Here is a 24886-nt window from a genome sequence, read left to right as displayed (position 1 = left end):
CAGAGGGCGAGTCCATACATAGGAGCTTGCCCTGCAAGCGAATTTTCCCCTTACCCCAATTCGCCTTCAGGGCAAGCGCCTACATGCCAGATACAGAGGCCTTTGCAGAGTGGAGCAGCACCTGACCAAACAGACCAGGCACTATTCGTAGTGACTCCAAAGCCGAAGCACCTTCACCACCCGTTCGCTCTCAAGTACCTGATACACCAACCGGTGCTGGATGTTGATACGGCGGGAATAAGCCCCCGCCAGATCACCAACCAGCTTCTCGAACGGGGGCGGCTTCCGATACGGATCTTCCGCGAGCAGCGCCAGCAACTCCTGAGCTTTCGGTTTCAGACCGTTTGAGGCCAGCTTCCTTGCGTCTTTCTGCGCGTGCCGGGTATAAACCAACTTCCATGTCACCAATCCAACTCCTCATCGCATTCATCCACGGGGGTATCCATTCCCTCACGGATTGATTCCCGCATCCCGGGGACCGAGAGCAGGTAAAGGGTCTCCTGAATCGCGGCCCAATCCTCTTCGGACACCAGAACCGCCCTGTTCCGTTTACCCAGGATAACGATCGGCTGATGGGACTCGGCGGTTTCATCAATCAAACGATAGAGATTGCTGCGCGCCTCGGTGGCGGTAATACCCGTCATGACGCACCTCCAGAGTGTTCAATATTTGGCCAAATTGTACGCTTTTACGAACGTACGTCAATACGAACGCCTCAACCCTTCTTCCATCCCGGCTCATTCTTCATCCCTGATTTTCAATCCATACTGATCGGCCAGTGCCTCAAGCGCCGCGTCGTCCCCACGAATCTCCCACTCGAACCAGTTGGTCCATTCAAGCACCAGCTCCAGCCCGTCCTTCCTGAGGGTGAAACTATCGAAATCGATTCCCTTGTCAAAAGCCAGAGACGGGTACTCCTTGATCTTCTTCCAGCCCTCACTCATCAGTGTTTCAAGAAGCTGGTTGCCTTTCTCTGTGTCCAGATCGATCACTTTCATTCCAAGCCACTCTGGCTATCCATACGTGTGCACCGATCCCAACGTTTCAATGCGCTGGCGCGCAGCGAAGCAGCGCGTCCGAATAAAACCATCTTTTGATAACCTTGGAGAAACCATCGTGGAAAAGATAAAGGCGAAGCCTGCCTTCAATCAGCCATCAACCTTTAGGTATCGTTTCCGGACGAATATATGGGAGCATGTGCGCCACGTAATCAGCCTTTCCAAGTTCGACCTTTTCGCGGCGCAATATTGAGTAAGCGGGCATGAGATGGAAATAAAACTGGGCCAAGGCCCAGTCTCGAGCATATTGCTCGGCGGTCAGATCGAGAATCATTCCGCTGGGAAGCTCATGCGCCACGAAATTGTTCGTACTCGCATCCAAAGCGTCGGAAGCCAGGCCAATCAGTAAGGAGGAGTAGTTCAGAGCAAATCTGAAAAATCCCTTTGAAAAAGAGAGGGTTACCGGTTCTGATGAAGGTACCTAAACCTGAAACCAGAACCAAAAGGTGCCCCTCATGCTCCACCCCCACTAGCTTTGCCCAATACGGCAAGTGGCTCTAGATATGGAGCATCAGCTACTTCCGAGAACAGATCGGTGCTGGCCTGATTATACAGCGATTCCCACACCTGCCCGATCGCGGCGAAGTGGTGGTTCCCGGCCCTTCCGCGTCACTGCACACAGAGTGGGCGAATGGGTCGTCCGGTTGTCACGCGTGCCCCACCCAGCACCACCTGGAAGCCGAGAACGGCTGAGAAAAGTCCGGCATGGAGGACATGCCGGCGCCAGGATGGTGGGGAGGGGCGGGCAACGTCAAGAGCACGTTGGCGGCGTATCCCGCAGAGCCGGTCTGATTGAGCGCCTCCGGGGATCAAATACCCGGCCTTGCCTACCATAAACCAAGAATCAGAATTTGTAGCTCATGCCCACAGAAAGCACTTCAGGGTCGCCTCCCGGTACAGTGTTGATGTGGTCGCCATGAGCGTAGTCGGCGGTTGGGTACTGACCGCTGCCCCTATTGATGGTGGTGGTCGCCGCCAGATACAAATCCAACGCTTGATTAGCATGCCAGGTGCCGACCAGACTGTACTGATCCGCCTCATCATCTCCGGCGTCGGATTCGTCAGCATGGATCCACTGCGCACCAATCGTATAAAGGGGCCCCAGGTCCCAGGTGACGAAGGCCCCGTAGGCATCGCGATTCAGAAAGTCCACGGTATCCGCCTCCAAATGGTCGTAGACCACACCAAGGCGCGCCGGACCTATGCGGTAATTGGCCCCGGCGTTGAAGCCGCTGACATCACCGTCATTATAGAGTTTGGACCAATCCACGTAGGCAACGCCGGCGACCAAGTCGCCGCCCACCCAGGTCAGGCCGACACTCCACATATCGCTTCCATTATCGTCGGCGACACCTTCGGTGTCCTGCTGTCCGGAGCCGTACTCCAGCGCCACCTTGAGCCGCCGATCCAGGAAGTCCTGATCCCAACGTATGGCATTTTTCGCTCGCAACGAAAGCCGCTGAGCGCCACCGCTGCCGCGACCGAGAAGCGCCTGGGGATCCGCCACCGTGGTGGTGAAGCGGCTGAGCATGATGCCATTGCGCTTGTAGGGGGTGTCCATGATACCGAAGCGGAACAAGCCCGCCGGAGTCTGGAAACCGGCGAAGGTATCCCGGTTGCCAAGGCCGCGATCGCGAGGCGAATCCGGATCGAAGTTCTGCTCCAACTGCCAGACCAGCGAATAGGTTCCGTCCAGTTGATGCTTACCGCGCAATCCGATCAAAGTGGTATTAGTGGACAGGCTGTGGCCGGCGTCAACCAAACCGGCGGACGGATCGTCCGGGGTATCACCCAGATCCGAACGCCCATAGTCCAGCGACAGACGCAGCTTTCCGTATATATCCAGCTTGTTCTTATCGTTTTCGATCACCGTCATCGCATGAAGAGCCGGTGAAGCGGCCAGACCCAGCGCCAATCCCAGTGTCATGAAATTCTTCTTATTCATCATTTAGCTCCCGATTTTTGTCGTTAGATTTCTTCAAGAAGCAGCTTTTCTTTGATGTCCGAACCCGTCGTCCTTGAGTCACGTTCTGGTTCTTTGCCAACAACGACGAAAAACTCGCTTCATGGGGTGAAAAGAGCGCCGCACCGTAGAGCCCAAGTTCCTTGGTAAAGGCGCGTTGCGGACCGGTGCCCAGGTCACCCGCTTGAACGCTGATTGACCATTCCACGATAGAAGTCGGGAATATCGATCCGGCGGACAAGACGGTGAAGGGGTCTTTGCCTTTCCTTTGCGCAGGTTTTCATGGGGCCTCCTCAAGCTTTTTTCGGCGAATACCCCCCCTTGGCCCGTTGAAGCGGCCGGTGGAAGGATTCAGCTTGGATGTCCGGCCACTGGCCGGCGGACATAGGGGATGAGATGCCCTGGATCAGTCAGGGCCGATTATTGGTCTCATAGTCGTTTCTCCAGTTTATTGTTTTGATGTTTTTTGGTTTGTATCGTTGATTCCGTGAGACGTCAGCGAGTGGCGACCTTGTCGGGCCATGCCCAGGGGCGGCGCTTACGATCCATGTCTTGCCAGGCGAGCGCGGCTTCGTCACCGCGCAGCGTGAGGGCGATTTCATCCAGCCCTTCGAGCAGCATCTGACGGCGCAGGGCATCTATTTCGAAGAGCCATTGGTGGTCGCCCACCCGGATACGGCATTGGTTAAGATCGACATGAAACTCGCGGCCCTGTTCGGCAAGCACCGCCAGTTCATTCACCTGATCCGCGGGCAAGGTGATCGGCAGTACTCCGTTCTGAAAGCAGTTGTTACGAAAAATGTCACCGTAGCCGGGAGTAATCAGGCAGCGAAAGCCCATGCCTTGAAGCGCCCAGACCGCGCCCTCTCGGGAAGAACCGCATCCGAAGTTATCGGCGGCGATCAAGATCGGCGCACCGGCAAATCGCGGGTGACCCGGGGTAAAGGCCGGGTTCGGACGACCGCTTTCCAGATAGCGGATTGCCTCGAAAGCGTATTTACCAAGCTCGTCCCTGCCAAGCTGAGTAAGCCGCTCGATACGGATGATGACATCGGTATCCAGATTCGCTCGCATCAACGGCGCCGCCCGCCCGCGCAGGGTTGCAAAGGGTTCCATTTCACAGCCTCCTGACATCGGTAAGCTCGCCGGCGATGGCGGCGGCGACCGCCATCGCGGGACTGGCGAGATGGGTACGCGCGCCAGGGCCCTGCCGACCGACGAAGTTGCGGTTGGAGGTGGACACCGCTCGCGCCCCGGGCGGAACTTGCTCGCCGTTGGCTGCCACGCACATGCTGCAGCCTGGTTCACGCCAGGCGAAGCCCGCCTCCATGAAGACACGGTCCAACCCTTCTTCTTCCGCTGCCCGCTTGACTTGCTCGGAGCCCGGCACCACCCAGGCGGTGACGCCGGCGGCGACCTGCCTCCCCGTGGCGATGTTCGCGGCGGCTCTCAGATCGGAAAGCCGGGAGTTCGCACAAGAGCCAATAAAGACCCAATCCACCGGTGTGCCAAGGATCGCGTCGCCGGCACGCAGCCCCATGTATTCCAGCGCCGCGCGGTACTCTTCACGACGCCCCATGTCCGGCTCCAAGGCCGGGTCCGGAATCCGCTCCTCGATGCTGATCGCCTGATCAGGGCTGGTGCCCCAGGTCACCGTTGGCGCGATGCCGGTCAGATCAAGCACCTCCTCCCGATCAAACACCGCGTCCTCATCACCGACCAGCGCGCGCCAGTCGGCCACCGCCCGGTCAAATGCCGAGCCGGCCGGAGCAAAAGGCCGCCCACGCAGATAATCAAAGGTCGTCTCATCCGGCGCCACCATACTCATCTTCGCGCCAAGTTCGGTGGCCAGATTGCACAATGTCAGCCGTGCCTCTACGTCGAGGCCACGGACCACCGGCCCGGCGAACTCGATGGCGTGGCCGACCCCGGCGCTGGCGCCCAGCCGGGCCAGCGTATGCAGAATCATATCCTTGGCGGTGATCGCCGGCCCCGGGTTGCCCTTGAAGGTAATCCGCATGCGCTTGGGCTTACGTTGTCGCAATGTCTGCGTGGCCAGCACGTGTACCGCTTCCGACGAGCCGATACCAAACGCCAATGCACCGACGCCGCCGTTGGTTCCGGTGTGACTGTCACCACACACCACCGACAACCCGGGCAACACCACACCCATTTCCGGGCCCATGACATGCACGATGCCCTGCCCCGGCTGCCCCAGGTCGAACAGGTGGATACGATTGGCCAGCGCACCATCATGCAGGCCAGCCCACAACCTGCGGCCCTTCTCGTAGGTATCGCCGGTACGGCCTGGCTGACTGGACACAATATGATCCGGCGTGGCGAAGCACAGTTCCGGGTTATGAACCGGCAGGCCACGATCCGCCAGGTTCTGCAACGCCGGTGGGCCAGAAAGGTCGTGCAGCAAATGCCGGTCGATGTGCAACAAGGCCCAGCCTTCACCCAGGTCATCGATAACATGGGCATCCCAAATTTTGTCAAACAAGGTACGGCTCATGACTATTCCTTCGGCGGACTCTGGAATCGCTGCCGCAATTCGCTCCATTCATCGGAGCCGAAGCGTCGGAAGAAATCCCGCACATCCTCGTTGTCCGCCGGCTTCTCGGGGCCACCCAGTTCCTTGATACGCTGCAAAGCCAGGTCGCCGGCCAGCAGCATCCGGTTTAGCAAGGCGCCCGGCATGATCATCAATCGATAGCCCATCTCCTGCGCCTGGGCGGCGCTAATGATCGGCGTCCTGCCACCGGGCACCATATTAAGCAGGCATGGGCCTCGCACCCGGCGTGGCACTTCCGCCATCTCGCTCAGGCTTTGCGGCGCCTCCACGAACGCCATGTCGGCCCCCGCCTCCAACGCCGCATTAGCACGGTCGATGGCTTCATCCAGCCCGTGCACCGCACGCGCGTCGGTGCGAGCGATAATCATAAAATCCGGATCCCGGCGCGCCGCCACCGCCGCGCGGATTTTGGCCACGTACTCGTTCGATGTGATGACTTCCTTATCGTCCAGGTGACCGCATCGCTTGGTGAAGACCTGATCCTCGATGTGGATGGCCGCCACATTGCGGGCCTCGAATTCGCGCACGGTACGGGTGACGTTCAACTCATTACCATAGCCGGTGTCAGCGTCCGCGATCAGGGGAATGGACACCGAGCGCGCCATGGTGCCGGCGTTGTCCACCATCTCCGTCATGGTTAACAGACCCAGATCCGGGAACCCGAGAGCCGCCGACGTACCAGCGCCGGTCATGTACAGGCACGAAAATCCTGCTTGTTCAATCAGACGGGCGGTAATACCGTCGTACCCACCAGGGGCCAGGACCAGATCCTGCTCCTTCATCAATTGACGGAGCCGCGCGGCAGCTTTCATAGATAAACTCCAAGGTAGTAAGGTCGGCGGCAGTGGAAAATTTGAAGCCCCATTTCTTTAACCTCGTAATGAGTGATATCGTTTCAAGGGTCGTCACACTGCGGTCACTTTTTCTCCCATGGATACCCTTCCTGGCGAACCGCTTCCGTCACTGCGCCCACCTCTTTGAGGTAGGCCTTGTTGATTTCAGCGACATGCTGGTTGTATTTGGACAAGCGCTCGACCTTCTCATCGTTGGCCTTTTCAAAACCCTCATTCCACGCCGCCTTTTGCTTGTCGTCCGGTTCCAGAAACTGCATCGAGTACTTTTCAGCGCCGCTAAGACGCTTCTGGGCATTCGCGCTGTCGTCCAGCTCTGCACGAGCGAGCCGCAAGAGCAGTTTAGGCTGCAGGGAGTCGAAGCATTCCCGAGACTTCACCGGCAAGCTTTTCCATACCCCCCGATTCATGGCGATCAGGTTCATCTGCTGACCGATACCCGGATTGACCGCGTAATTGGCGACTTCGTTGTGTTTGTACGCTTCGATAAGCGGCAGATAAGAAGTAAAGGCATCGATGGTGCCACGCTCCATGGACGAATAAAGGTCGGAAAAGGAGAGACTTACCGTGGCGACTTTCCAGCCCTGTAACTTAGCGGCACGGCTCCAGGTAGAAGCAAAATACGCCTTGGCGCCATCCAGATCTGACGGCTGCATATATGGTTTATCGACACTGAGAATAACTACCGGGCCTACCGAGTAGTGTGATATATACTTGATATTATTTCTCTTCTCTTCATCTCGGATTGCGGAAAAACGATCGCGCATATGGTTAAAGGCCACCGCAGTAACGTACGGGTTACCGGAGCCAACATCACTCTTGGCCAGATACCATAATGGCAACTTGGCCTGATCATAACCCGGCGCGATGATCGCGATGTCGGCGATTCCGGCACTGACGCCGCTGAGAGCGTCCTTGAGCTTCACCAGACTCTGCAAGTAGTAGCCTTTGATCCTGGTTTCCCCCTTGGTGCATTGATCGATGGAATCCATCCACCAAAGCAATGCCTTATGCTCGCTGGTACCAACCGGCGCATTGGGGATCGCCAGAGACAGCGTGCGCGCCTTCGCCCCTGGAGAGATCAACAGAGCGATACTGAGAGCAACCAGGCACAAAGGAGCTGAAAGAGAGGGTGACCTAAAGGGTTCTGTAGACATGTTGAGTCCTCATTCGGGCCATAACGGCCCGTCAGTTTTTGTAGGTATGACGTGGCGGATAGCCCGAGGCCTGAAACAATCAACCCGGGCCGACTTCAGCAGATTCGGGCCAGCGCCCGGTCACACCCTTGGATGGGATATGACCAGATGTATCTTGTACCATACAAGAACAATGAAATTGAGGTCAAATATAAATTTGCGTTTTTCTTGATTCGCGCGCGAAAGACGTATTGCCCGCTGAATAAGCAAGATGTATTCTTGTACGTACATGATGTGCATCAGAGGAATCTGAAAGCCGTGCATCGCTCCGCAGGCCAAGCATCAAGGCCCGGCGCTTACCTACAACACCTCTTCGCCCCAGGGTCCCGATATGAAAAACAAGCACCCTATAGACCGGCTTATCACCGGCATGAACCGTGTTGATTTCGTGGTCATGGTGATCGCACAGCTATTGCTTGCCGCCATGGTCGTGATCACCTTTGTGTCCGTTCTGGGCCGCACCTTCTTACATGTCTCCGTACCCGACGACCTGCTCTTTCAGGAAATGCTGATGGTCGCGGTGGTATTTTTGCCGCTGAGTTACGTGCAGTCCATCGGCGGCCATCTCGAGGTAACCGTCCTCAGCGACCAGTTCAGCAAGAGAGTGCAAACCACGCTGATCAGTCTGGGACTGGTGCTGGCTCTGATGATTTTTTCCTGGATGGCCTACCTCTCGCTTAGGCAGGCAATCGAATCCTATTCGATTGGCGAAGTAGCTTACGGTTCGGTGCTCTACATTCCTGAGTGGCCAGCAAAAGCTCTGATTCCTATCGGCCTTGCCTGGTGGTCATTGCGCATTCTTCTGCAAATCATATTCACCCGAGCCCGCCCCAGTCAGGCGCAAAACGAACTGCGCCAGGCGCTCGACTCATCCGTATCACACAACAACTAAACGGTGTTTTAAATCATGGATCCAGCGATTGTTGGCGCGGCTGTGATGGCCGCCATGATCATTTTGTTACTGTTGCGCATCCCCATCGCGGTGTCTCTGATCTGTGCCGGGTTCGGCGGCCTGGTGCTGGTGCTGACCGCCCGAGGCGGCGGCGATCTGGATGCCTTCGGGCGAGCACTGAGCGCGGCAAACCATTTCCTCGGCGACTTGGCCTACTCATCCGTGGCCGAATACACCTACACCACCATCCCCATGTTCCTACTGATGGGCTATCTCGCCACGGAAGGCGGCTTTACAAGGGACATCTATGCCGCCGCCAGAATGTGGTTCGCGCGGGTTCCCGGCGGGCTGGCGGTGGCATCCGCGGTGGGCTGCACACTCTTTTCCGCGATCAGCGGATCAAGTCTGGCGACCGCCGCGGCGATGGGGCGCATGGCGATTCCCGAGATGCTCCACTGGAAATACGACAAGGGACTCGCCTCTGGCATCGTTGCCGCATCCGGCACTCTGGGCTCGCTGATTCCCCCGAGCATCCTGATGATTCTATATGCGGTATTCACCGAGCAATCGGTAGCTAAGCTGTTTGTTGCTGGTGTGTTGCCCGGAATGCTTTCTCTGGGAGCCTATGTTCTGATCGTCATGATCCGCGTCAAGATCAACCCGCAACTGGCTCCACCGGTTCCCGCCGTACCCATGCGCGACAAGATCGGCTCCCTGAGAGGCATCTGGGGTATGCTGGCGCTGATCGCCCTTGTGGTAACCGGTCTCTACACCGGCATGTTCACCCCCTCCGAAGCCGGCGGCATCGGCGCCATGGTGGCCCTGCTTCTTTGCTTGTTTAGTGGTCGCATCAAGTTCAAGGGCGTCGTCATCGCCGGCGAAGAGACGCTGAAAACCACTTCCATGCTGTTCGCGGCCGTACTGGGCGCCTATATGGTTACCACGTTCAGCGCCCTCACCGGTTTCGCTGGCGAGTTAACCAGCTGGGCATCCAGCTTCGAAAACGTACCGCCGATCGTCATCCTCGCCGTGCTGTCGGTTCTTTACATTGTGCTCGGCACCTTCATGGGCGCCATCGAAATCATGTTGCTCACGCTGCCAGTGGTGATCCCGGTGATAAAGGGACTCGGCTACGACCTGATCTGGTTCGGCATCATCATGATCAAGTATCTGGAGATCGGCCTGATCACGCCTCCGGTGGGGCTGAACGTGTTCATCATTAAAGCGGTGACCGGCGACCTGATCGGCATGGGCCAGATTTTCAAAGGGGTTGCCTGGTTCATTCTGATGGACATCGTAGTGTTGGCAATCCTCATTCTCTGGCCAGATATCACCCTCTGGCTCCCTTCCCTGATGTAAGGAACCACCCATGACCATGAGCAGAAGACTGAGAGACATGCTGGCGGGGGGCGGCCTGGCAGTCGCCCCCGGCGCCTACGACTGCATCACCGCCCGTGCTGTGCAGACTGCCGGCTTCAAGGCTGTGTACATGACCGGCGCCGGCACGTCCGCCACGCTGGGCTACCCAGACTACGGCCTGCTGACGATGCGGGAAATGGTCGACAATGCGGCGCGCCTGGTGGCGGCCGTGGACATCCCGGTGATCGCCGACGCGGACGCCGGCTACGGCAACGAGCTGAATGTCTATCGCACGGTGATGGAATACGAGCAAGCCGGCGTCGCCGGCATCCACATCGAGGATCAGGAGGATCCCAAGCGGTGCGGCCATCTGGATGACAAGCGCATCATCCCGCAAGGCGACTACATCGCCAAGATTCGCGCTGCACTGGCGGCCCGCAAAAACCCCGACTTCGTTATCATCGCGCGCACTGATGCCCGTGCCGTGACCGGGCTGGACGATGCCATTCAGCGCGCGCGTGCCGCGCTCGCCGCAGGCGCGGACATTGCCTTCGTGGAAGCACCTCAGGATCTCGAGGAACTGCGCCTCGTGCCCGAGCGGGTGAATGGTCCGTGCCTTGTGAATATCGTATGGAAAGGCAAGACTCCGGATATCTCTCTTGATGAAGCCCAGGCGATGGGCTTCAAGCTTGCGCTTCTGCCGGGCCTTTTGCTAAAGTCAGTTGTACAGACCTGTGATCAAGTCCTTCACTCTTTAAAGGAAATTCGCCGCTATCCGCCGCCGCACGGCAGTGGCGACATTACGCCGTCCGAAGGATTCAGGCGCTTTGGCGCGGGGGAATGGGATGGAATCCGTCAGGCGGTCGAAGCTGCTACCTTTGATCGTTAATGTCAGGCTCTTTTCTTTTTCTTGCCGTTCCTCGATGCGCTTGACCGGGTCGGCTCCGTCGCCGATAGCGATTCATCGAGAGACACCATAGTGGCCACATTCAACAAGAAGAACCTGAACGCCTCCCTTGGCGTGCCGTTACACCGACAGATATTCCTGGTGATGAAGGAAGCCATCCTCTCTGGCAATTACGAGGATGGCGCCTTGCTTCCCGGTGAGCAGGACCTGTCTCGCTCATTCGACGTTTCCCGGGCGACTATGCGCCGCGCCCTATCCGATCTGCAAAGCGAGGGCCTGATTGAGAAACGGCATGGCCGTGGTACCTTCGTCAAGAAAGCCGCACGTAATGAAACCCCCTCTCTGCATGAAAGTACGTTTTTCAATCAGCTCCGCGAAGCCGGAAAGATGAAGGTGAAGGTGCTGGAATTCGAGTATCTGGTGCCACCCCCACAAGTTCGCGCCGAGCTCAAACTGGCCGCCAACCAGGTTGCTCAGCGCGCGGTTCGCCTTCGCTTTCTCGGCAATCAGCCAGTGCTGCATCTGACCACCTACGTTCCCGAACACATCGGCCGCACCTATACGCGCGCCGATCTGGGCCAAAAGCCTCTCTATGACCTGATTCAGCGATCGGGCGCCCCCTACACCAAAGCGGTACAAACCATTGAGGCCACTCTGGCAGCCCCGTCGGTGGCAACCGTCCTGAAGCTTGAGACAGGCACCCCGCTTCTACACATCAAACGCTGCGTATTCGACAAGGACGGCAATCCGGTGGAGTACCTCTCCGCCCTGGGTGTCTCCGACTTCAACAAAATCCGCATGATTCTCGGCGATGAAGGCGAACGTGACTCGGTCAATTGGAAAGTCACGTATTATCAGTCCGGAGGCTGACGCCGTATTTCCCCGAATCGCCCAAGGCCACCGATCTGGCTGATCACGCAAGGGCGACAATGCCGCCGACGGATTATGACGGCGGCTTTAACGCTCTGATCAAGTCAGACACCGCCCCACAGCTCTCAATGTCGAGCAATTGATCCGCTAGATGGCGGCTGCCGGCGTCCCCATAGACTTCCGCTGCCATGGAATAGAATTTTTGCCGAAGCCGCTCTTCTCCCAAGGGCGATTCCGGCTCACCCGACGGCACCTCCACCACAAGTTCTTCGCTGCCGACCGTCAGTCTTGCCGCCGGCCCGGCCAGCGCCGCGTCAGGCCGTACGCTGATTGTGGCCATCAGAGCTTCCAGGGACGGTTCACCCAGATTCTGATAGCTACGCCAATCCATGCGTCCTTGTCGCCAAGCGCACGCGACCTGGAAATAGACGCTGAACTGAGCGTCAACGGTATTTCTTGGCCGCTTCTTTGTTTCGGTCGGCTCGCCCACGATGTCGAATGCCTTTGGACTCAGTTCAATGCTTATTGCCACTGGCTCCGCTGTGGGGAACCGCTCTCGCAATACCAGAGCCGCATCCACCGCGCCATGGGTTAAGCGGCATGACGGATAAGGTTTGAGACCGGTTTTCAAGGCCAGCCATTCTCGGCCAAGATCCCGTCCTAGCAGGTCCGGCCTGGGGTTCCGTGAGTACCCGTTCAGCACGCCGTAGCGTCCGACAAGTGGTTCATGTGCACCGACCACTCCAGCCTGCGCAAGATCCAGAGCGTCGAGCGCGGAACGCGCTGCCAGCCCCGGATGCAACCGCTTATTCCAGGCACCATTCTCCAGATACTGCATGGACCCGGCAGCCATGCTGCCGGCCAGGCCGAAGGCATCTTCGATCACCGATGCCGAAGCAGTGCGCAGTCGGCCGGCGGCGGCCACCGCACCGAATATCCCGGCAACGGAGGTGGTGTGAAAGCCGAGGTCGTAAGCGCTTTCGCCAATCGCCGCGCCTACCCGACACGCCACTTCATAGCCCACCGCCAGAGCCTCAAGAAAACCACGGCCATCACAATCAATGCGTTCGGCCTCCACCAAGGCAGCCGGTATCACCGACGCGCCGGGATGTAGCACTCCCGGCACATTGGTGTCGTCGAAATCCATGGAATGCGCGAAGGCGCCATTAAGCAGCGCCGCCTGCCGGCTTGAGTAATCACCAGAGTCGCCGAACACGGTGTAACCGCCACCACCGGTCTCCATGCTCTGCACGCCTTCGCGAATGGCGGCGCTGCTCTCGGCATAACGAGCCGAGAAGGCGGCATGGCCGGTGATATCAAAGAAACAATCACGCAATAGCCGGATCAGTGCCGGAGGAATATCCTCACCGGGCACCCCGGCGATCCAATCGGAAAGCAATGGGGTGATCGTTCGCACGTCAGTGTCTTCCAGGACCAGGGTCATTATGATCCTCCACAGGTATCAGTTCGTTTGACGGGAAGCAGCAGTAGCTGGCTGGTTCGCTAATCAGTCGTTATCGCTGGCAATGCCGCCCGGCACGAAGGCCTCGCCTTTCATTAAACGTCGTGCTGTTCTGATCACGCCCAGACGAACGAACCCATCGTTATTCCGGTTCGCTTCCACGTCCACCCGCATGGCCCCGAGAGGATGGCCAATTACCAGCTGGTCGCCCGAGCGGCGGCAGAACTGATGCGTCAGGGTGCCAGGCAGTCTGGAACTGGCGGCGAGACAGATCGAAGCGGTCCCCGCGAAACTTTCATGGCAGCGCCCCATGAAGATCAGGCGCGCCATCAAGTCGATGTCGCTCCCCCGCACCTCCTCGCCGTTGTCATCTCGATAGGTCCGGGGCGGGGAGAGAAAGCCGAGCATCGGCAGGCCAGGAGAGCGCACCTCTGCTTCCCGCCAATGCTTGCAAAAGCCCATCATCACAGCCGCCCTGGCACGAATTTCCTCAATGCGTTCCAGCAAGGCGTCATCGGCATTAATGTCGTCCGACAGAATCGCACCGTCCACCCCTAGCTCTTCGCTGCTCACCCAGACACAGGGGTTGGCCACATCACACAGGGTGGCGCGAAGTACATGGCCGTCTTCCAGGGTAATTTCATCAACCGGATTGCCGGTTGGCAGCACCGCACCGGTTTTGGCGCCCGCGGTATGACTGTAATCGAGCAAAATTCCCGCTCCGGTACCTGGCACGCCGGGGACCCGTACCTTCCCGGTCACATCGGCCTGACCGGAGGCTGTCGGTACCCGAGCAACGATCACCTTACCGGTATTGACGTTGTGAATACGTACAGCGGTTACGTCTCCGTTGACAGCAACCAAGCCTTCATCGATGGCGAAAGGCCCGACCCCGGCGGAAATATTGCCGCAATTTCCTGAATAACTGATGTCATCGCTCTCCACCGAGGCCTGGGCGAACAAATAATCCACATCCGCGTCCGCGCGCCCGGAACGCGAGATAATAGCTATCTTCGAGGTAATCGGACGCGACCCACCCAGGCCATCGATCTGCAAACGATCCGGCGTACCCATGATGCGTTTGAGTAAACGGTCCCTGCGCGGCCCCGCCTCGGGAAGGTCTTCAGCGTGAAAGAACAGTCCTTTACTAGTGCCCGCGCGCATGATCACGCACGGCACGGTGGTATCACTTGTTTTCATTATTTCTCCTGCCCGTATTGGTGCCCCGCCCTGGCGATCACGCAAGGTCTTTGGAGAGCGGCCCCACAGAATATCAGATGTATTCTTGTATGTACAAGATGCAATCAATCATAACCCAAAGCCAACCATCAAAGTAGATACCTCACTCACGTTAAGGCCATTTACAATTACGATAATTTGGTATAATGTTATACCAACATACAAAAAAGAGATTCCAACAACTCCCGGGAGCTTCTTATGCCGACAACACCCCCCGACCAACACCTCACCGAATGGAGCGCCGAAGAACTGGCGCAAGATCCGACCTGGATTTATCCGATGCCAGACGGAGCCGGCCAACAGTTGCTTGACTGCGTGCGCGCGGCTTACCAGCCCGGGAAGCCGCTTCTTGACTATCAGAAATCGGATTTCCCGTTTCTCCACGCGACTCTGGCGGTGCTATCCGGCGCCTTTGAGCAGGTTCGTGAGGGGCGCGGCATCGCCCTGGTTAAAGGCCTGCCCAGAGAGGGAGTCAGCGCCCAGGAGTTCGAGTTGTTAACCTGGGCGATTGGCCTGCATTTCGGCGTCGCCCGGCCACAGAGCAAGGCCAGCCAGTACTTGTCCGAGGTGATGAACAAAGGTACCGACTATCGCAGCGCTACCGGCCGGGGCTACTCCTCCAATGCCGAGCTGGATTTTCATACCGATGGCGCCGATGTAGTGGCCCTGACCTGTTACAACCAGGCCATCTCGGGCGGCGAGAGCATCTGCAGCAGCTCATCGCTGGCGTTCAAGATCATGTCCGAGGAGCGTCCGGATCTGGTCGAAGAGCTGTGCAGGCCCTACCCCTTCAGCCGGCAGGGTGAAGAGGCACCTGGCGAGGCGGCCTTTATTCATGGCCCGATTTTCGCGTTCCGAAACGGACGTTTCTTCTGCCGCTGGGTTCGCAACCGCCTTGAGAGCGCGCGAAAAATGGAGCAGGTACCCGAACTCAGTAAACGCCAGCTCGAGGCGGTGGACTATCTGGATGAAGTGGTGCGTCGCGAAACACTGATGTACCGCATGTACCTGGAGCCGGGTGATATGCAGTTGCTGAATACCCATGTCACTCTGCATTCCAGAACCCAATTCATCGATGCCGAGGAAATGGATAAACGGCGTCTGTTGTATCGGCTCTGGATCGCCCCCCCCAACTCTCCCCCACTACCGGAAACCTGGCGGGACTTTTACAAAAACGTGGAAGGCGGCGCGGTGCGTGGCGGTATACTCGGCCAACACTACGATGAGCAGTGCCAACGCTTCGACGCGCGCCAGGCCAGCGTCATGGGCATGACTCTATAACGCGCGCGGCCAGATTGGTTATCTGGTGCCATCATGCACCAGATAACCAGCACTGGCGCTGTCAATGTCGACGCCCGCCACCTTCATCAGCAAACGGCTACGCCCCGCCACCGTGCGGATGACGATGCGCTGGACCGGTTGCCCAGCGGCATCATGCACCAGACGGGTCACGCGCAATATCGGCGCATTAACATCCGCCTCCAACGCTTGTGCCACGGAGGGCGTGGCCAGTTCCGCGGAGACTTCCTGAACCACCTCCCCCACCCCGGCGATATTGCTGACAATTACATCCCACAGCGGTAATCGGGTCAGATCCTGGCCAAGCACCGCGTCGCCCAACGACGGCGACATCCAGGCATCCAACAGCATCAGTGGCTTCCTGCTTGTTCCCCGCACTCTCACCACATGAGGAGCCACGTCGCCCTCATCAAGCCCGAACAATGCCTGGATATGCCCGGGCGGGCGTTCATTACTCGCGTTGAGCACCGCCACATGGGTCTCCTCAACCACCCTGCGCATATCGTCGAGCAGAGAGTGATCCCGCCCCAGCGCATCACCCACCTGGGTGCGCTTGGCCACGAATGACCCCGATCCCTGCTCGTTACGTACCAAGCCTTCACTTTGCAACTCAGCCAATGCCCGCCGCACGGTGATCCGCGACACGCCGTACCGTTCAGCCAACTCATTCTGAGTGGGCAACCGATCATTGTAATGAAACTGCCCGCCGAGAATCTGCTCGCGCAAGGTCAAAAACAATTGCCTGTGTAATGCCGTACCGGAGGCGTTTAGTTTTATGTTCTTCATAGCGAATTCCGGAAATGAAGTTTCAAGGTGCCAAACGTTCTGGGACCCAGGTCGTGCCTTGTTTTCGGTAGCAGAAGCGATCGTGGAGACGATTGGGCCGGCCTTGCCAGAATTGGATTTCTTCGGGAACGATGAGGTAGCCGCCCCAGTTTTCCGGCATGGGGATGTCGCTGCCTTCCGGGTATTCCTGGCGCAGTTGGGCGACGTCCGCTTCCAGGGTTTCCAGGTCCACGGGCCGGCTTTGCGGCGAGGCGACGGCGCTGATCTGGCTGCCGTAGGGGCGGGTTTTGAAGTAGGCGCGGGAGGTATCCGCGTCCAGTTTACGGGCGCGGCCTTGGACGGTGATCTGGCGGTCCATGGGTGACCAGTAGAGTACGAAGGCCACTTTGTCGCAGGCTTCGATGTCGTCGCCCTTGCGGCTGTCGTAGTGGGTGAAGAAGACGAAGCCGCCCTGCTCCACGCCTTTCATCAGTACGGTGCGGGCGGAGGGTTGCCCTTCGGCGTTGACGGTGGCCAGGGTCATGGCGTTGGCCACCGGGAGAGCGGCGTTCACCGCTTCTTCCACCCACAGGCGTACCTGTTCCAGCGGATCAGCAAGCAGGTCCGCTTCGCTCAATCCCTTGCCTTGGTATTCTTCGCGTATGTCGCGCATTTACTGCTCCCATTGATTCGAACGGTCCTGTCGCGGCCCTTGGATTGCCAGGCGGCCTCACGGGCAGGAGCTCGGGGGTTGCCGCGGGCAAATTCGCTTGCAGGCAAGCTCCTACAGCGGCTTCGTTGTCCGGTCTGTGGGGAGGCCGGCTGACACGGGTAATATAGCGCACTTGCCAGCATGGGCCGACCTGATGGCCCGCGTCTATCGGGGCCATATCTGTTACCTTCTTCTGGTTCCGGTATCATGGCGCCATCGACGTCCGGTGCCTTGCCGCCGGTCAACCTCTGGCTCATCGGAACCATTATGAAGTTCACTGAACAGCCTGATTTCAGCCACCGGCGCCCGTTGCGTACCGGCGTGCTGATCACCAATCTGGGAACCCCGGACGCGCCCACCACGCCGGCCCTGCGCCGCTATTTGCGTGAGTTTTTGTCCGATCCCCGGGTGGTGGAGGTGCCGCGCCCGTTGTGGTGGCTGATCCTGAATCTGGTGATTCTGGTGATCCGCCCGCCCCGTTCCGCCCACGCCTACCGCGGTGTCTGGACAGAGCAGGGCTCGCCGCTGCTGGTGCACACCCGCAATCAGTGCGAGGGGCTGCGGCAGCGGCTGCAAGCCGAGTATGGCGAGGATCTGGTGGTGGACTTCGCCATGCGTTATGGCAACCCGTCCATTCCTTCGGTGTTGCAGAAGATGGCCGAGCAAGGCGTTACCCGGCTGCTGGTGCTGCCGTTGTATCCACAGTATTCCGCCAGCACCTCGGCCTCCACGTTCGATGCCGTGGCGCAGGATTTCGCGGCCCGGCGCTGGTTGCCGGATCTGCGTTTCATCAGTCATTACCACGATTACGCGCCCTACCTGGATGCCATGGCGGAGCACATCCACAGCCATTGGGCACAGCATGGCCGGGCGGCAAAACTGCTGTTCTCTTACCACGGTGTGCCCAAGCGCTACCTCACCGAAGGCGACCCGTACTTTTGCGAATGCCATAAAACCAGCCGCCTTCTGGCGGAGCGGCTGGGGCTCAACGAGACGCAATGGCAGGTCACGTTCCAGTCCCGCTTTGGCCGCGAGGAATGGCTGCAGCCCTACACCGACGCCACGCTCAAGGCGCTGCCCGGCGCAGGGGTGAAAAGCGTGCAGGTGTTCTGCCCCGGCTTTTCCGCTGATTGTCTGGAAACGCTGGAAGAGATCGACGTGGAGAATCGCGGTTACTTCATGGAAGCCGGTGGCGAGCGGTTCGATTACATTCCGGCGCTGAACGACTGCCCGGCCCATCTGGATGCCCTGGTGGCGCTGATACACGATCACCTGCTTGGCTGGCCGGATCAGGACAATGGCGATGCCGTACTGGCGGAGCGTCAGCGCCGGGCGGAGGGCACCCGGGTATGATCGATACCACCGCGATCAACCGCGAGCGGAGCCTGTTCCAGAACCACGAGTCGGTGTGGCTGTTCGGTTACGGCTCGCTGATTTTCAAGGTGGATTTTCCGTTCCAGGAGCGGCGGCCGGCGTCGATTCAGGGCTGGGCCCGGCGCTTCTGGCAGGGCTCCCACGATCATCGCGGCACCCCGGAAAACCCCGGCCGGGTGGTGACACTGATTGAAGCACCGGGCGTGCGCTGCGCCGGCATGGCCTATCGCGTCAGCCCGGCGGTGTTCGGGCAACTGGATGTGCGCGAGAAAAACGGCTACCTGCGTTTCTCCACGCCGATGACGTTCGAGGACGGTAGCCAGGAGGACGGACTGGTCTATATCGCCACCGCCGACAATGCCGCCTTTCTCGGCCCGGCGCCGGAAACGGAGATCGCCGCCCACATCCAAGGCAGCCACGGCCCCAGCGGTGCCAACCGGGAGTATTTGCTGAACCTGGCCCAGGCGCTGCGCGAGCTTGGCGAGCAGGATGAGCACATCTTCGAGATCGAGCGCAATCTGCAAGCCCTCTGAGACTCACTCCCCTTTGCGCATCCGCAGCGGCGTGGTGCCGAACCAGCGCTGGAAGGTGCGGCTGAAGTTGGACGGGTCCTGGTACCCCAGTTTCTCGGCGATGCGCTCCACCGGTTGCGTGGTTTCCAGCAGATACCAGGCGGCCAGTTCCCGGCGCACCTCATCCAGCAGTTCCTGATAGCTGGAGCCTTCCTCTTTCAGTTTACGGATCAGGGTACGGCGGGACATGGCGTGGCGCGCGGCCATCTCATCCAGACTCGGGTAGTGACCCTCACACTCCAGCAGTTGCACACCAATGCGCTGACTCAGCGGTCCCCCGCTCTGAAGTTGCCGTAGCTGATGCTCGCAATCCCGTAGCGCGGTGCGGTGCAGACCGGGATCCGCGGTCAGGCACGGGGTGCCCAACAACTCGGACGGCACTTCGATGGTCAGCGCTGAAGTCCCGAAGCGGACCGGGCACCCCAGTTTTTCGGTGTAGATCTCCGCCCACTCCGGTTCCGGGATCGGCATCGCCACCACCAGATCCCGCAAGCGCCGGGAGGTCACGGTGTCGATCAGATGGAAGAAGGTAGCGAGCACCGCGCCGTTGACGTATTCCCGAACCTCTTCCAGGTCCTCTTCTTCCTCCATGGTCAGCACCACCCGCTCCGGCTCCTCGCGCAAATGCACCGTTACCGGCTGGAAGCGCACGCCGACGAAGCGGGAGAGCACCCGCAGCACCGCCCCCAGATCCGCCGCCGAAACCACCGCGAAGCCCAACGGACCGTGGGCGGACACCGAGGTGACACCACCGATGTCCAGCCCCAGCCAGGGCTCGCCGGTGAGTTCGATGGAGCGGCGGATCAGGCGGGACATCTGCTCCAGACTCAGGTAGCGATGCTCGCCCAGAAGCTGCTCCCAATGCAGGCGGGTGCCCTCGAAGATGGTGGCGTTATCGAAGCCCCTGGATTGCAAATGGGCGCACAACAGTCTCGGGTAAGTCGGATGAATCGCCGGCCTGAGCCGGGCGGCCATATGGATGCTCATTGGTTTCTCCCTTGCCGCCATGAGCGGATGAATCCCAGCTTACCCTGCTGGTGCGCCCGGTCACTTGTCACTTTATGACGATTTTCTGCCACTCCTGGCGGTGCCGCACAAACCGGCTTGGGCGCACCATCCGGTGATCGGATAACAAAAAGAGGATTGCGGTATGAGCAAGGCAGGTGAGTTCACCGGCCCGTCCGGCGTGGTCTATCGGGATCGCAAACGCCATTTGTGGGTTTCTTCCATCTTCGTGCCCGCCATTGTGTTCATCGGGCCCCTGCTGTACCTGGCCAATGGCAATGCGCTGATGCTGTGGATCCCGCTGGTGTTCTATTACCTGGCGGTGCCGGTACTGGATATGCTGATCGGCGAGGACCAGAGCAATCCGCCGGAAGAGGTGGTGCCGCAACTGGAAGAGGATCCCTATTACCGTTGGGTCACCTACGCCCTGGTGCCGGTGATCTGGGGCGCCTGGTTTTTCGGTGCCTGGTTCGTCGGTACCCAGGACCTGCCCTGGCACGGTCTGCTGGCGATGATCCTGCTGCTCGGTGGCACCTGCGGCGTCGGCATCAACCTGGGTCATGAACTGGGCCACAAGAAAGGCAAGGGCGAACGCTGGCTGGCCAAGTTCGTGCTGGCGCCTTGCGCCTACGGTCACTTTTTCATTGAGCACAACAAGGGCCACCACCGGGACGTGGCCACGCCGGAGGACCCGGCGTCCTCGCGCATGGGCGAAAACATCTGGAAATTCGTACTGCGGGAAATCCCCGGCGCCGCCCGCCGGGCCTGGAAGCTGGAGCAGGAGCGCCTGGAATCACGGGGCAAGTCGGTGTGGTCCCTGGACAACGAGATCATTCAGCCGGCGATCATCACCGCCATTGCCTGGGGCACCGTGCTGGCGCTGTTCGGCATCGGCATTCTGCCGTACATCCTCGGCACCGCTTTCTGGGGCGCTTTCCAGTTGACCTCCGCCAACTATATCGAGCACTACGGCCTGCTGCGGCATAAAACCAAGACCGGCCGTTACGAGCGCACCCAGCCGTATCACAGCTGGAACAGCAACCACATGTTCTCCAACTGGGCCACCTTTCATCTGCAGCGGCATTCCGATCATCACGCCCATCCGACCCGGCGCTACCAGAGCCTGCGTCATTTCGACGACGTGCCCAGCCTGCCCAACGGCTATTTCGGTATGTTCCTGGTCAGCTATATTCCGCCTCTGTGGTACCGGCTCATGGACAAGCGTCTGTTGGAACACGCCGGCTACGACGCCCGCAATATCAACTTCGATCCGGACAAACGCGAAGCGCTGATTCGCAAATACGGGATCCAGCACGGTGATGCGCCACCACGGATCGTGTGACGGGGCTTCGGTTTAGAGGGGAAAGGGATTTCTCTCCATCGGGGACGCTGATCGGCGTAACGCCGATCAGCTTCGAGGTAACCGACGTCTTTCCCGCCGCTACCAAGCCCCTATGAAGGGATGGAGAGAGCCCTCCTTTCCTGAAAGGTTCGTCGTTGCTGGAGCCCGGAACGCGGCAGTTCACCCCAAGTGGATCTGTACGAGGGCCTTCCGGGACTCTGTTTGACAGGGACGTCAAACCGAGAGCCTACATGGACGTATTCACGGCGATCCCGGAAGGCCCTCGCACAGATCCGCGTCCCTGCTGGAGAGCCACCACGCCCCTTTCTATTCCTCGCGCAGATTGTCCAGCATGCGCCCCGCGAGACCGACAAAGCGATCGATCTCGTCTTTCTTCATTCCCTTCAACAATCGCGTCACCACATCCTGTTCCGCCTCCCGGGCACGGGCCATCAAAGCCTCGCCCTTCTCACTCAGAGAGACAATCTGACTGCGCTTGTCATCGGGGTTCGGCGTGCGTTGGATCAGCAACATACTTTCCAGCTCTTTCAACAGGCGGGTGATCTGCGCCTTGTCGCGCCCGGAAGCCAACACGATTCGGTTGGCGGTGCACGCCGGGGTGGCGCCGATCATATGCAGGATGCGCACATGCATGCCGTTCAGTGGCAGGCCGTACTGGCGGATGGCTTTTTTACTGCTGACCTTGAACTGAAACGCCAGTTGCCAGATCGCATTACGGATATCGGCTTCTTTTGACACCACTGTTGACTTTGTCAATTACTGGGAATATGGTTGATATTGTCCACCAAATAGCTCGACACCACAACCCACATCCAGTGGAGAGACAGACCATGCCAAGGCCCGCTCCCCGGATTCTGGAAGTCCTGCGCACCGAGAACCTCACACCCAACATGAAACGGGTGGTTCTGGGCGGCGGCGATCTCAGTGACTTTCCCGAGAATCATGAAAGCGCCAATTTCAAATTGCTGATTCCCCGCGAGGGACAAACCGACATTGCGCTGCCGCCCTACGGCGACACGCCGCCGGAGCACCGACCGGTGGTACGCACCTATACGTTGCGTCACTTCGATAAGATCCGAGGTGAGATTTTCGTCGACTTCATGATGCACACCGACCATGGCCCCGCGTCCCACTGGGCGGCCCATGCCCGCTCCGGGGACCGCATCGGGTTTGCCGGGCCGGGGGCGCCGAAGTTCGTTGATTACGACGCCGACTGGTTCCTGTTCGCCGGCGACATGTCGGCGTTACCGGCGATCAGCGCCAATATCGAACGCTTGCCGGCCGGTGCCCAGGGCTATGCGGTACTGGACATTCTCTCCCCCGCGGATCAGCAGCCCTTGCCTTTCCCCTCTGGCCTGGAGGTGCACTGGCGAGTAAATCCCTATCCGGAGCAGCCCGCCCTGGGCCTGGTGGACAAGGTCATGTCCCTGCCCTGGCTGACAGGCTCTCCGGCGGTGTGGGTGGCGGGGGAAAGCGGCGCGGTGCGCGCCATCCGCCGCTATCTGGTCCAGGAGCGGCGGGTGGAACGCCATCACTTGTACGCCAGCGGCTACTGGCAGATCGGATTGACCGAGGACGCCCACCAGGTCGCCAAGCGCCGGGAGCAAAATGAGTGAGGTCATTGGTGTCCCACAAGGAGCTGGAATGCCTACACCACTCTGCATACCGGCACACCAACACGCCGATTCGCGAGCAAGCTCGCTTCCCACAGCGGCGCCGTAGTTCGCAGAACTCATGAAGAACTGGCGTCCGGCGCCGATCAGCGGGGCCGGTACATCTCGAAGTACTGGGAGGGATCCACGGAGAAGTATCCGGCCGGACCGCCGGCGCGCAGAATCGGCTCGGCGGCGGCGGTGTCGTAGATGCCGTCCTTGAGCAGATGGGCGGCGATATGCACCCCCACCACTTCTCCGAACACCACCCAGGTGTCCACCGCTTCACCGGCGGCGGTGTTCAGACGCAGAATCTGGCTGAGCCGGCACTCAAAGGAGACCGGGGTTTCCGCCACTCTCGGCACCGATACCAACCGAGATGGCTCCGCGGTCAGCCCCGCCAGTTCAAATTCATTCACTTCCGGCGGGACCGCCTTGCAGCTTTGATTCATCGCTTCCGCCAGCGCGCGGGTGGCCAGATTCCAGGTGAACTCCCCGGTGGCTTCGATATTCCGCACACTGTCCTTATAGGTGATGCTGGAGAAGCCGATGATCGGCGGGTGGTAATTGAACGCATTGAAGAAACTGTAGGGCGCGAGATTGAGCACGCCCTCGGCGCTGCGGGAGCCGATCCAGCCGATCGGGCGCGGCGCCACCAGCGCATTGAACGGATCATGGGGCAAACCGTGGCCCTTGGCGGGCTCATAGAAGTAGGCGTCTTGCATCAACCGTCTCCACAGCGCGAAGCTGTCATGTTGAGCCAGCGGGCGCCGCCGGGCAAGCCGTCGCCCCCGTTTACTGCAACTGGTGGTTGACCACCGGCAGCGGTTCCGGTGCCGGATCGCCCAGGGCTTCCGCCACGGAGATTTCATTGGTCCGGCAGATGGTGTCCAACGGCAGATCGTTGGCTTCGCGGCCAAAGGGCATTTCCAGATGTTCCGCCAAACGGTCCAGCCCAAAGAAGGTGTAGGCCACTACCGCCACGAACAAAGGCGTGCTCCAGCCCAGGGAGCCGATCAGTACGAACGGCAGTAAATAACAGTAGACGTAGGCGGTACGGTGGGCCAACAGTGCATAGGCAAACGGTAACGGTGTCTGCGCGATGCGTTCACTGGCGGCCTGCACACCGGCCAAAGCGGTCAGCCGCTGATCCAGCATGCTCACGCCGATACTGTCCAGACGCCCCTCCCGATAGCGTTCCCCCACCCAATCGCCGGCCCGGCGCAAAAACCAGTCGGCGCCGTTACGATGGGCCAGGGCCTTCTCCACCACTGCCGGCTCCTGCACCTTTAACAGTGCCTCGCGCACGTCTTCCTCACGCAGTTGCCCGCGCAGTGCGTGGGCATACGCCAGAACCAACCCCAGCAGTTCCCGACGGCGCGGCTCGTCATTCCCCAACTCTTCGTTACCCAACTTTTCATTACCAAGTAAGGTGCCACTGGCCCTTGCCAGGCTGCGGATCTCATACACCATCTGGCCCCACTGTTTGCGCGCTTCCCACCAACGGTCATAGGCGGCGTTATTGCGGAAACTGAGCAGGATCGACAGCACGATCCCCAGCAAGGTCACCGGCATCACCGTGTAGTGGCTCACATCCAACACGTGGTACTGGCTGACCAGGGTCATCACCGAGGCAAACAACGCCACCAGCAGAATGTGCGGCAGGATATCCGGCACCACCGAGCCACGCAGGGCGATCAATAACGCAATGGGATTGGGACGGTCACGAACGATCATCGGAGAATCCTTCAAGGCAGGGCGCGCCGATGATA

Annotated in this window: 26 protein-coding genes; 9 read left to right on the top strand and 17 right to left on the bottom strand. The window is 59.5% G+C overall.

The window, feature by feature from the left end; genetic code table 11:
* Positions 1-141 precede the first annotated feature (141 nt).
* From MA04_RS19335 to dctP, 9 genes are all read right to left on the bottom strand, one after another.
* A complete protein-coding gene (locus MA04_RS19335; RefSeq protein WP_163123310.1) occupies positions 142-405 on the bottom strand; it encodes a Txe/YoeB family addiction module toxin in 264 nt (87 codons plus the stop codon).
* On the bottom strand, positions 402-644 hold the full coding sequence (locus tag MA04_RS19330; RefSeq protein WP_080530439.1) for a type II toxin-antitoxin system Phd/YefM family antitoxin: 243 nt from the start codon (positions 642-644) through the stop codon (positions 402-404). Before MA04_RS19330 ends, MA04_RS19335 begins: the two co-directional genes overlap by 4 nt.
* Before the next feature lie 93 nt (positions 645-737).
* Positions 738-998, bottom strand: a complete 261-nt coding sequence (locus MA04_RS19325) for a hypothetical protein (RefSeq protein ID WP_080530438.1) — start codon at positions 996-998, stop codon at positions 738-740.
* Positions 999-1155: 157 nt separating this feature from the next.
* Entirely contained in the window at positions 1156-1395 is a 240-nt protein-coding gene (locus MA04_RS19320; RefSeq protein ID WP_262462291.1) for a DUF1993 domain-containing protein, read from the bottom strand.
* 507 nt (positions 1396-1902) lie between these two features.
* A complete protein-coding gene (locus tag MA04_RS19315) occupies positions 1903-3006 on the bottom strand; it encodes a porin (RefSeq protein WP_262462288.1) in 1104 nt (367 codons plus the stop codon).
* Positions 3007-3516: 510 nt separating this feature from the next.
* Positions 3517-4137, bottom strand: coding sequence for a 3-isopropylmalate dehydratase small subunit (leuD, locus tag MA04_RS19310; RefSeq protein ID WP_262462287.1), 621 nt, complete (start codon positions 4135-4137; stop codon positions 3517-3519).
* Between the two features lies 1 nt (position 4138).
* A complete protein-coding gene (gene leuC / locus MA04_RS19305; protein ID WP_262462285.1) occupies positions 4139-5536 on the bottom strand; it encodes a 3-isopropylmalate dehydratase large subunit in 1398 nt (465 codons plus the stop codon).
* A 2-nt stretch (positions 5537-5538) separates the two neighbouring features.
* Positions 5539-6408: an isocitrate lyase/PEP mutase family protein gene (locus tag MA04_RS19300; RefSeq protein ID WP_262462284.1), complete on the bottom strand. Its 870-nt coding sequence runs from the start codon at positions 6406-6408 to the stop codon at positions 5539-5541.
* Positions 6409-6512: 104 nt separating this feature from the next.
* On the bottom strand, positions 6513-7604 hold the full coding sequence (dctP, locus tag MA04_RS19295) for a TRAP transporter substrate-binding protein DctP (RefSeq protein ID WP_262462281.1): 1092 nt from the start codon (positions 7602-7604) through the stop codon (positions 6513-6515).
* Between the two features lie 370 nt (positions 7605-7974).
* Between dctP and MA04_RS19290 the strand changes: the two genes are divergently transcribed.
* The 4 genes from MA04_RS19290 (at position 7975) to MA04_RS19275 (ending at position 11671) form a co-directional block, all read left to right on the top strand.
* On the top strand, positions 7975-8535 hold the full coding sequence (locus MA04_RS19290) for a TRAP transporter small permease (RefSeq protein WP_262462279.1): 561 nt from the start codon (positions 7975-7977) through the stop codon (positions 8533-8535).
* 15 nt (positions 8536-8550) lie between these two features.
* On the top strand, positions 8551-9894 hold the full coding sequence (locus MA04_RS19285) for a TRAP transporter large permease (RefSeq protein ID WP_262462277.1): 1344 nt from the start codon (positions 8551-8553) through the stop codon (positions 9892-9894).
* A 10-nt stretch (positions 9895-9904) separates the two neighbouring features.
* Entirely contained in the window at positions 9905-10783 is an 879-nt protein-coding gene (locus tag MA04_RS19280) for an isocitrate lyase/PEP mutase family protein (RefSeq protein WP_262462275.1), read from the top strand.
* A gap of 90 nt (positions 10784-10873) precedes the next feature.
* Positions 10874-11671, top strand: coding sequence for a GntR family transcriptional regulator (locus MA04_RS19275; protein ID WP_262462273.1), 798 nt, complete (start codon positions 10874-10876; stop codon positions 11669-11671).
* 73 nt (positions 11672-11744) lie between these two features.
* Here MA04_RS19275 and MA04_RS19270 read toward each other — a convergent pair whose 3' ends face one another.
* Positions 11745-13115 (bottom strand): MmgE/PrpD family protein, encoded by a 1371-nt coding sequence (locus MA04_RS19270; protein ID WP_262462271.1) that lies wholly within the window; start codon positions 13113-13115, stop codon positions 11745-11747.
* Between the two features lie 63 nt (positions 13116-13178).
* Positions 13179-14333 carry a 2-methylaconitate cis-trans isomerase PrpF family protein gene (locus MA04_RS19265; RefSeq protein WP_262462269.1) on the bottom strand — a complete coding sequence of 385 codons (1155 nt, stop codon included), beginning with the start codon at positions 14331-14333 and terminating at the stop codon, positions 13179-13181.
* 237 nt (positions 14334-14570) lie between these two features.
* On the opposite strand from MA04_RS19265, the gene MA04_RS19260 reads away from it, so the two are divergent.
* Complete coding sequence (locus MA04_RS19260; protein ID WP_262462268.1) at positions 14571-15653, top strand: TauD/TfdA family dioxygenase; 1083 nt, start codon at positions 14571-14573, stop codon at positions 15651-15653.
* A gap of 18 nt (positions 15654-15671) precedes the next feature.
* Here the strand turns inward: MA04_RS19260 and MA04_RS19255 are convergent, their stop codons facing one another.
* Both MA04_RS19255 and pdxH read right to left on the bottom strand, forming a co-directional pair.
* Complete coding sequence (locus MA04_RS19255; RefSeq protein ID WP_262462267.1) at positions 15672-16457, bottom strand: GntR family transcriptional regulator; 786 nt, start codon at positions 16455-16457, stop codon at positions 15672-15674.
* 22 nt (positions 16458-16479) lie between these two features.
* Positions 16480-17109 (bottom strand): pyridoxamine 5'-phosphate oxidase, encoded by a 630-nt coding sequence (pdxH, locus tag MA04_RS19250; protein WP_262462265.1) that lies wholly within the window; start codon positions 17107-17109, stop codon positions 16480-16482.
* A 306-nt stretch (positions 17110-17415) separates the two neighbouring features.
* Between pdxH and hemH the strand changes: the two genes are divergently transcribed.
* Both hemH and MA04_RS19240 read left to right on the top strand, forming a co-directional pair.
* Complete coding sequence (gene hemH, locus MA04_RS19245) at positions 17416-18501, top strand: ferrochelatase (protein ID WP_262462264.1); 1086 nt, start codon at positions 17416-17418, stop codon at positions 18499-18501.
* Positions 18498-19055 carry a gamma-glutamylcyclotransferase gene (locus MA04_RS19240; protein ID WP_262462263.1) on the top strand — a complete coding sequence of 186 codons (558 nt, stop codon included), beginning with the start codon at positions 18498-18500 and terminating at the stop codon, positions 19053-19055. The genes hemH and MA04_RS19240 overlap by 4 nt, the downstream gene beginning before the upstream one ends.
* Positions 19056-19058: 3 nt before the next feature.
* Here the strand turns inward: MA04_RS19240 and MA04_RS19235 are convergent, their stop codons facing one another.
* Positions 19059-20081, bottom strand: a complete 1023-nt coding sequence (locus MA04_RS19235) for an AraC family transcriptional regulator (protein WP_262462261.1) — start codon at positions 20079-20081, stop codon at positions 19059-19061.
* A 163-nt stretch (positions 20082-20244) separates the two neighbouring features.
* On the opposite strand from MA04_RS19235, the gene MA04_RS19230 reads away from it, so the two are divergent.
* Positions 20245-21441: an alkane 1-monooxygenase gene (locus MA04_RS19230; RefSeq protein WP_262462260.1), complete on the top strand. Its 1197-nt coding sequence runs from the start codon at positions 20245-20247 to the stop codon at positions 21439-21441.
* 327 nt (positions 21442-21768) lie between these two features.
* Here MA04_RS19230 and MA04_RS19225 read toward each other — a convergent pair whose 3' ends face one another.
* Positions 21769-22200 carry a MarR family winged helix-turn-helix transcriptional regulator gene (locus tag MA04_RS19225; RefSeq protein WP_262462259.1) on the bottom strand — a complete coding sequence of 144 codons (432 nt, stop codon included), beginning with the start codon at positions 22198-22200 and terminating at the stop codon, positions 21769-21771.
* A gap of 92 nt (positions 22201-22292) precedes the next feature.
* On the opposite strand from MA04_RS19225, the gene MA04_RS19220 reads away from it, so the two are divergent.
* Positions 22293-23078 (top strand): siderophore-interacting protein, encoded by a 786-nt coding sequence (locus tag MA04_RS19220; RefSeq protein WP_262462257.1) that lies wholly within the window; start codon positions 22293-22295, stop codon positions 23076-23078.
* A gap of 143 nt (positions 23079-23221) precedes the next feature.
* Here MA04_RS19220 and MA04_RS19215 read toward each other — a convergent pair whose 3' ends face one another.
* On the bottom strand, positions 23222-23839 hold the full coding sequence (locus MA04_RS19215) for a flavin reductase family protein (RefSeq protein WP_022993908.1): 618 nt from the start codon (positions 23837-23839) through the stop codon (positions 23222-23224).
* 70 nt (positions 23840-23909) lie between these two features.
* The gene (locus MA04_RS19210; protein ID WP_163123270.1) at positions 23910-24851 is read right to left on the bottom strand and encodes a bestrophin family protein; all 942 of its coding nucleotides are present in this window, start codon (positions 24849-24851) and stop codon (positions 23910-23912) included.
* Between the last annotated feature and the right edge of the window lie 35 nt (positions 24852-24886).

The organism is Alloalcanivorax balearicus MACL04, from assembly GCF_025532145.1.
In the GTDB taxonomy this organism is placed as follows: domain Bacteria; phylum Pseudomonadota; class Gammaproteobacteria; order Pseudomonadales; family Alcanivoracaceae; genus Alloalcanivorax; species Alloalcanivorax balearicus.
The sequence above is the reverse complement of the archived record's forward strand: the minus strand, read 5'-3'. Positions and strand labels throughout refer to the sequence as shown.

Bases quoted from the DNA above. Each gene is read 5' to 3' on its own strand.
- MA04_RS19330 (WP_080530439.1), bottom strand. From the start codon at position 644: ATGACGGGTATTACCGCCACCGAGGCGCGCAGCAATCTCTATCGTTTG.
- MA04_RS19325 (WP_080530438.1), bottom strand. From the start codon at position 998: ATGAAAGTGATCGATCTGGACACAGAGAAAGGCAACCAGCTTCTTGAA.
- MA04_RS19315 (WP_262462288.1), bottom strand. From the start codon at position 3,006: ATGATGAATAAGAAGAATTTCATGACACTGGGATTGGCGCTGGGTCTG.
- leuD (WP_262462287.1), bottom strand. From the start codon at position 4,137: ATGGAACCCTTTGCAACCCTGCGCGGGCGGGCGGCGCCGTTGATGCGA.
- leuC (WP_262462285.1), bottom strand. From the start codon at position 5,536: ATGAGCCGTACCTTGTTTGACAAAATTTGGGATGCCCATGTTATCGAT.
- MA04_RS19300 (WP_262462284.1), bottom strand. From the start codon at position 6,408: ATGAAAGCTGCCGCGCGGCTCCGTCAATTGATGAAGGAGCAGGATCTG.
- dctP (WP_262462281.1), bottom strand. From the start codon at position 7,604: ATGTCTACAGAACCCTTTAGGTCACCCTCTCTTTCAGCTCCTTTGTGC.
- MA04_RS19290 (WP_262462279.1), top strand. From the start codon at position 7,975: ATGAAAAACAAGCACCCTATAGACCGGCTTATCACCGGCATGAACCGT.
- MA04_RS19285 (WP_262462277.1), top strand. From the start codon at position 8,551: ATGGATCCAGCGATTGTTGGCGCGGCTGTGATGGCCGCCATGATCATT.
- MA04_RS19280 (WP_262462275.1), top strand. From the start codon at position 9,905: ATGACCATGAGCAGAAGACTGAGAGACATGCTGGCGGGGGGCGGCCTG.
- MA04_RS19270 (WP_262462271.1), bottom strand. From the start codon at position 13,115: ATGACCCTGGTCCTGGAAGACACTGACGTGCGAACGATCACCCCATTG.
- MA04_RS19265 (WP_262462269.1), bottom strand. From the start codon at position 14,333: ATGAAAACAAGTGATACCACCGTGCCGTGCGTGATCATGCGCGCGGGC.
- MA04_RS19260 (WP_262462268.1), top strand. From the start codon at position 14,571: ATGCCGACAACACCCCCCGACCAACACCTCACCGAATGGAGCGCCGAA.
- MA04_RS19255 (WP_262462267.1), bottom strand. From the start codon at position 16,457: ATGAAGAACATAAAACTAAACGCCTCCGGTACGGCATTACACAGGCAA.
- pdxH (WP_262462265.1), bottom strand. From the start codon at position 17,109: ATGCGCGACATACGCGAAGAATACCAAGGCAAGGGATTGAGCGAAGCG.
- hemH (WP_262462264.1), top strand. From the start codon at position 17,416: ATGAAGTTCACTGAACAGCCTGATTTCAGCCACCGGCGCCCGTTGCGT.
- MA04_RS19240 (WP_262462263.1), top strand. From the start codon at position 18,498: ATGATCGATACCACCGCGATCAACCGCGAGCGGAGCCTGTTCCAGAAC.
- MA04_RS19235 (WP_262462261.1), bottom strand. From the start codon at position 20,081: ATGAGCATCCATATGGCCGCCCGGCTCAGGCCGGCGATTCATCCGACT.
- MA04_RS19230 (WP_262462260.1), top strand. From the start codon at position 20,245: ATGAGCAAGGCAGGTGAGTTCACCGGCCCGTCCGGCGTGGTCTATCGG.
- MA04_RS19220 (WP_262462257.1), top strand. From the start codon at position 22,293: ATGCCAAGGCCCGCTCCCCGGATTCTGGAAGTCCTGCGCACCGAGAAC.
- MA04_RS19215 (WP_022993908.1), bottom strand. From the start codon at position 23,839: ATGCAAGACGCCTACTTCTATGAGCCCGCCAAGGGCCACGGTTTGCCC.
- MA04_RS19210 (WP_163123270.1), bottom strand. From the start codon at position 24,851: ATGATCGTTCGTGACCGTCCCAATCCCATTGCGTTATTGATCGCCCTG.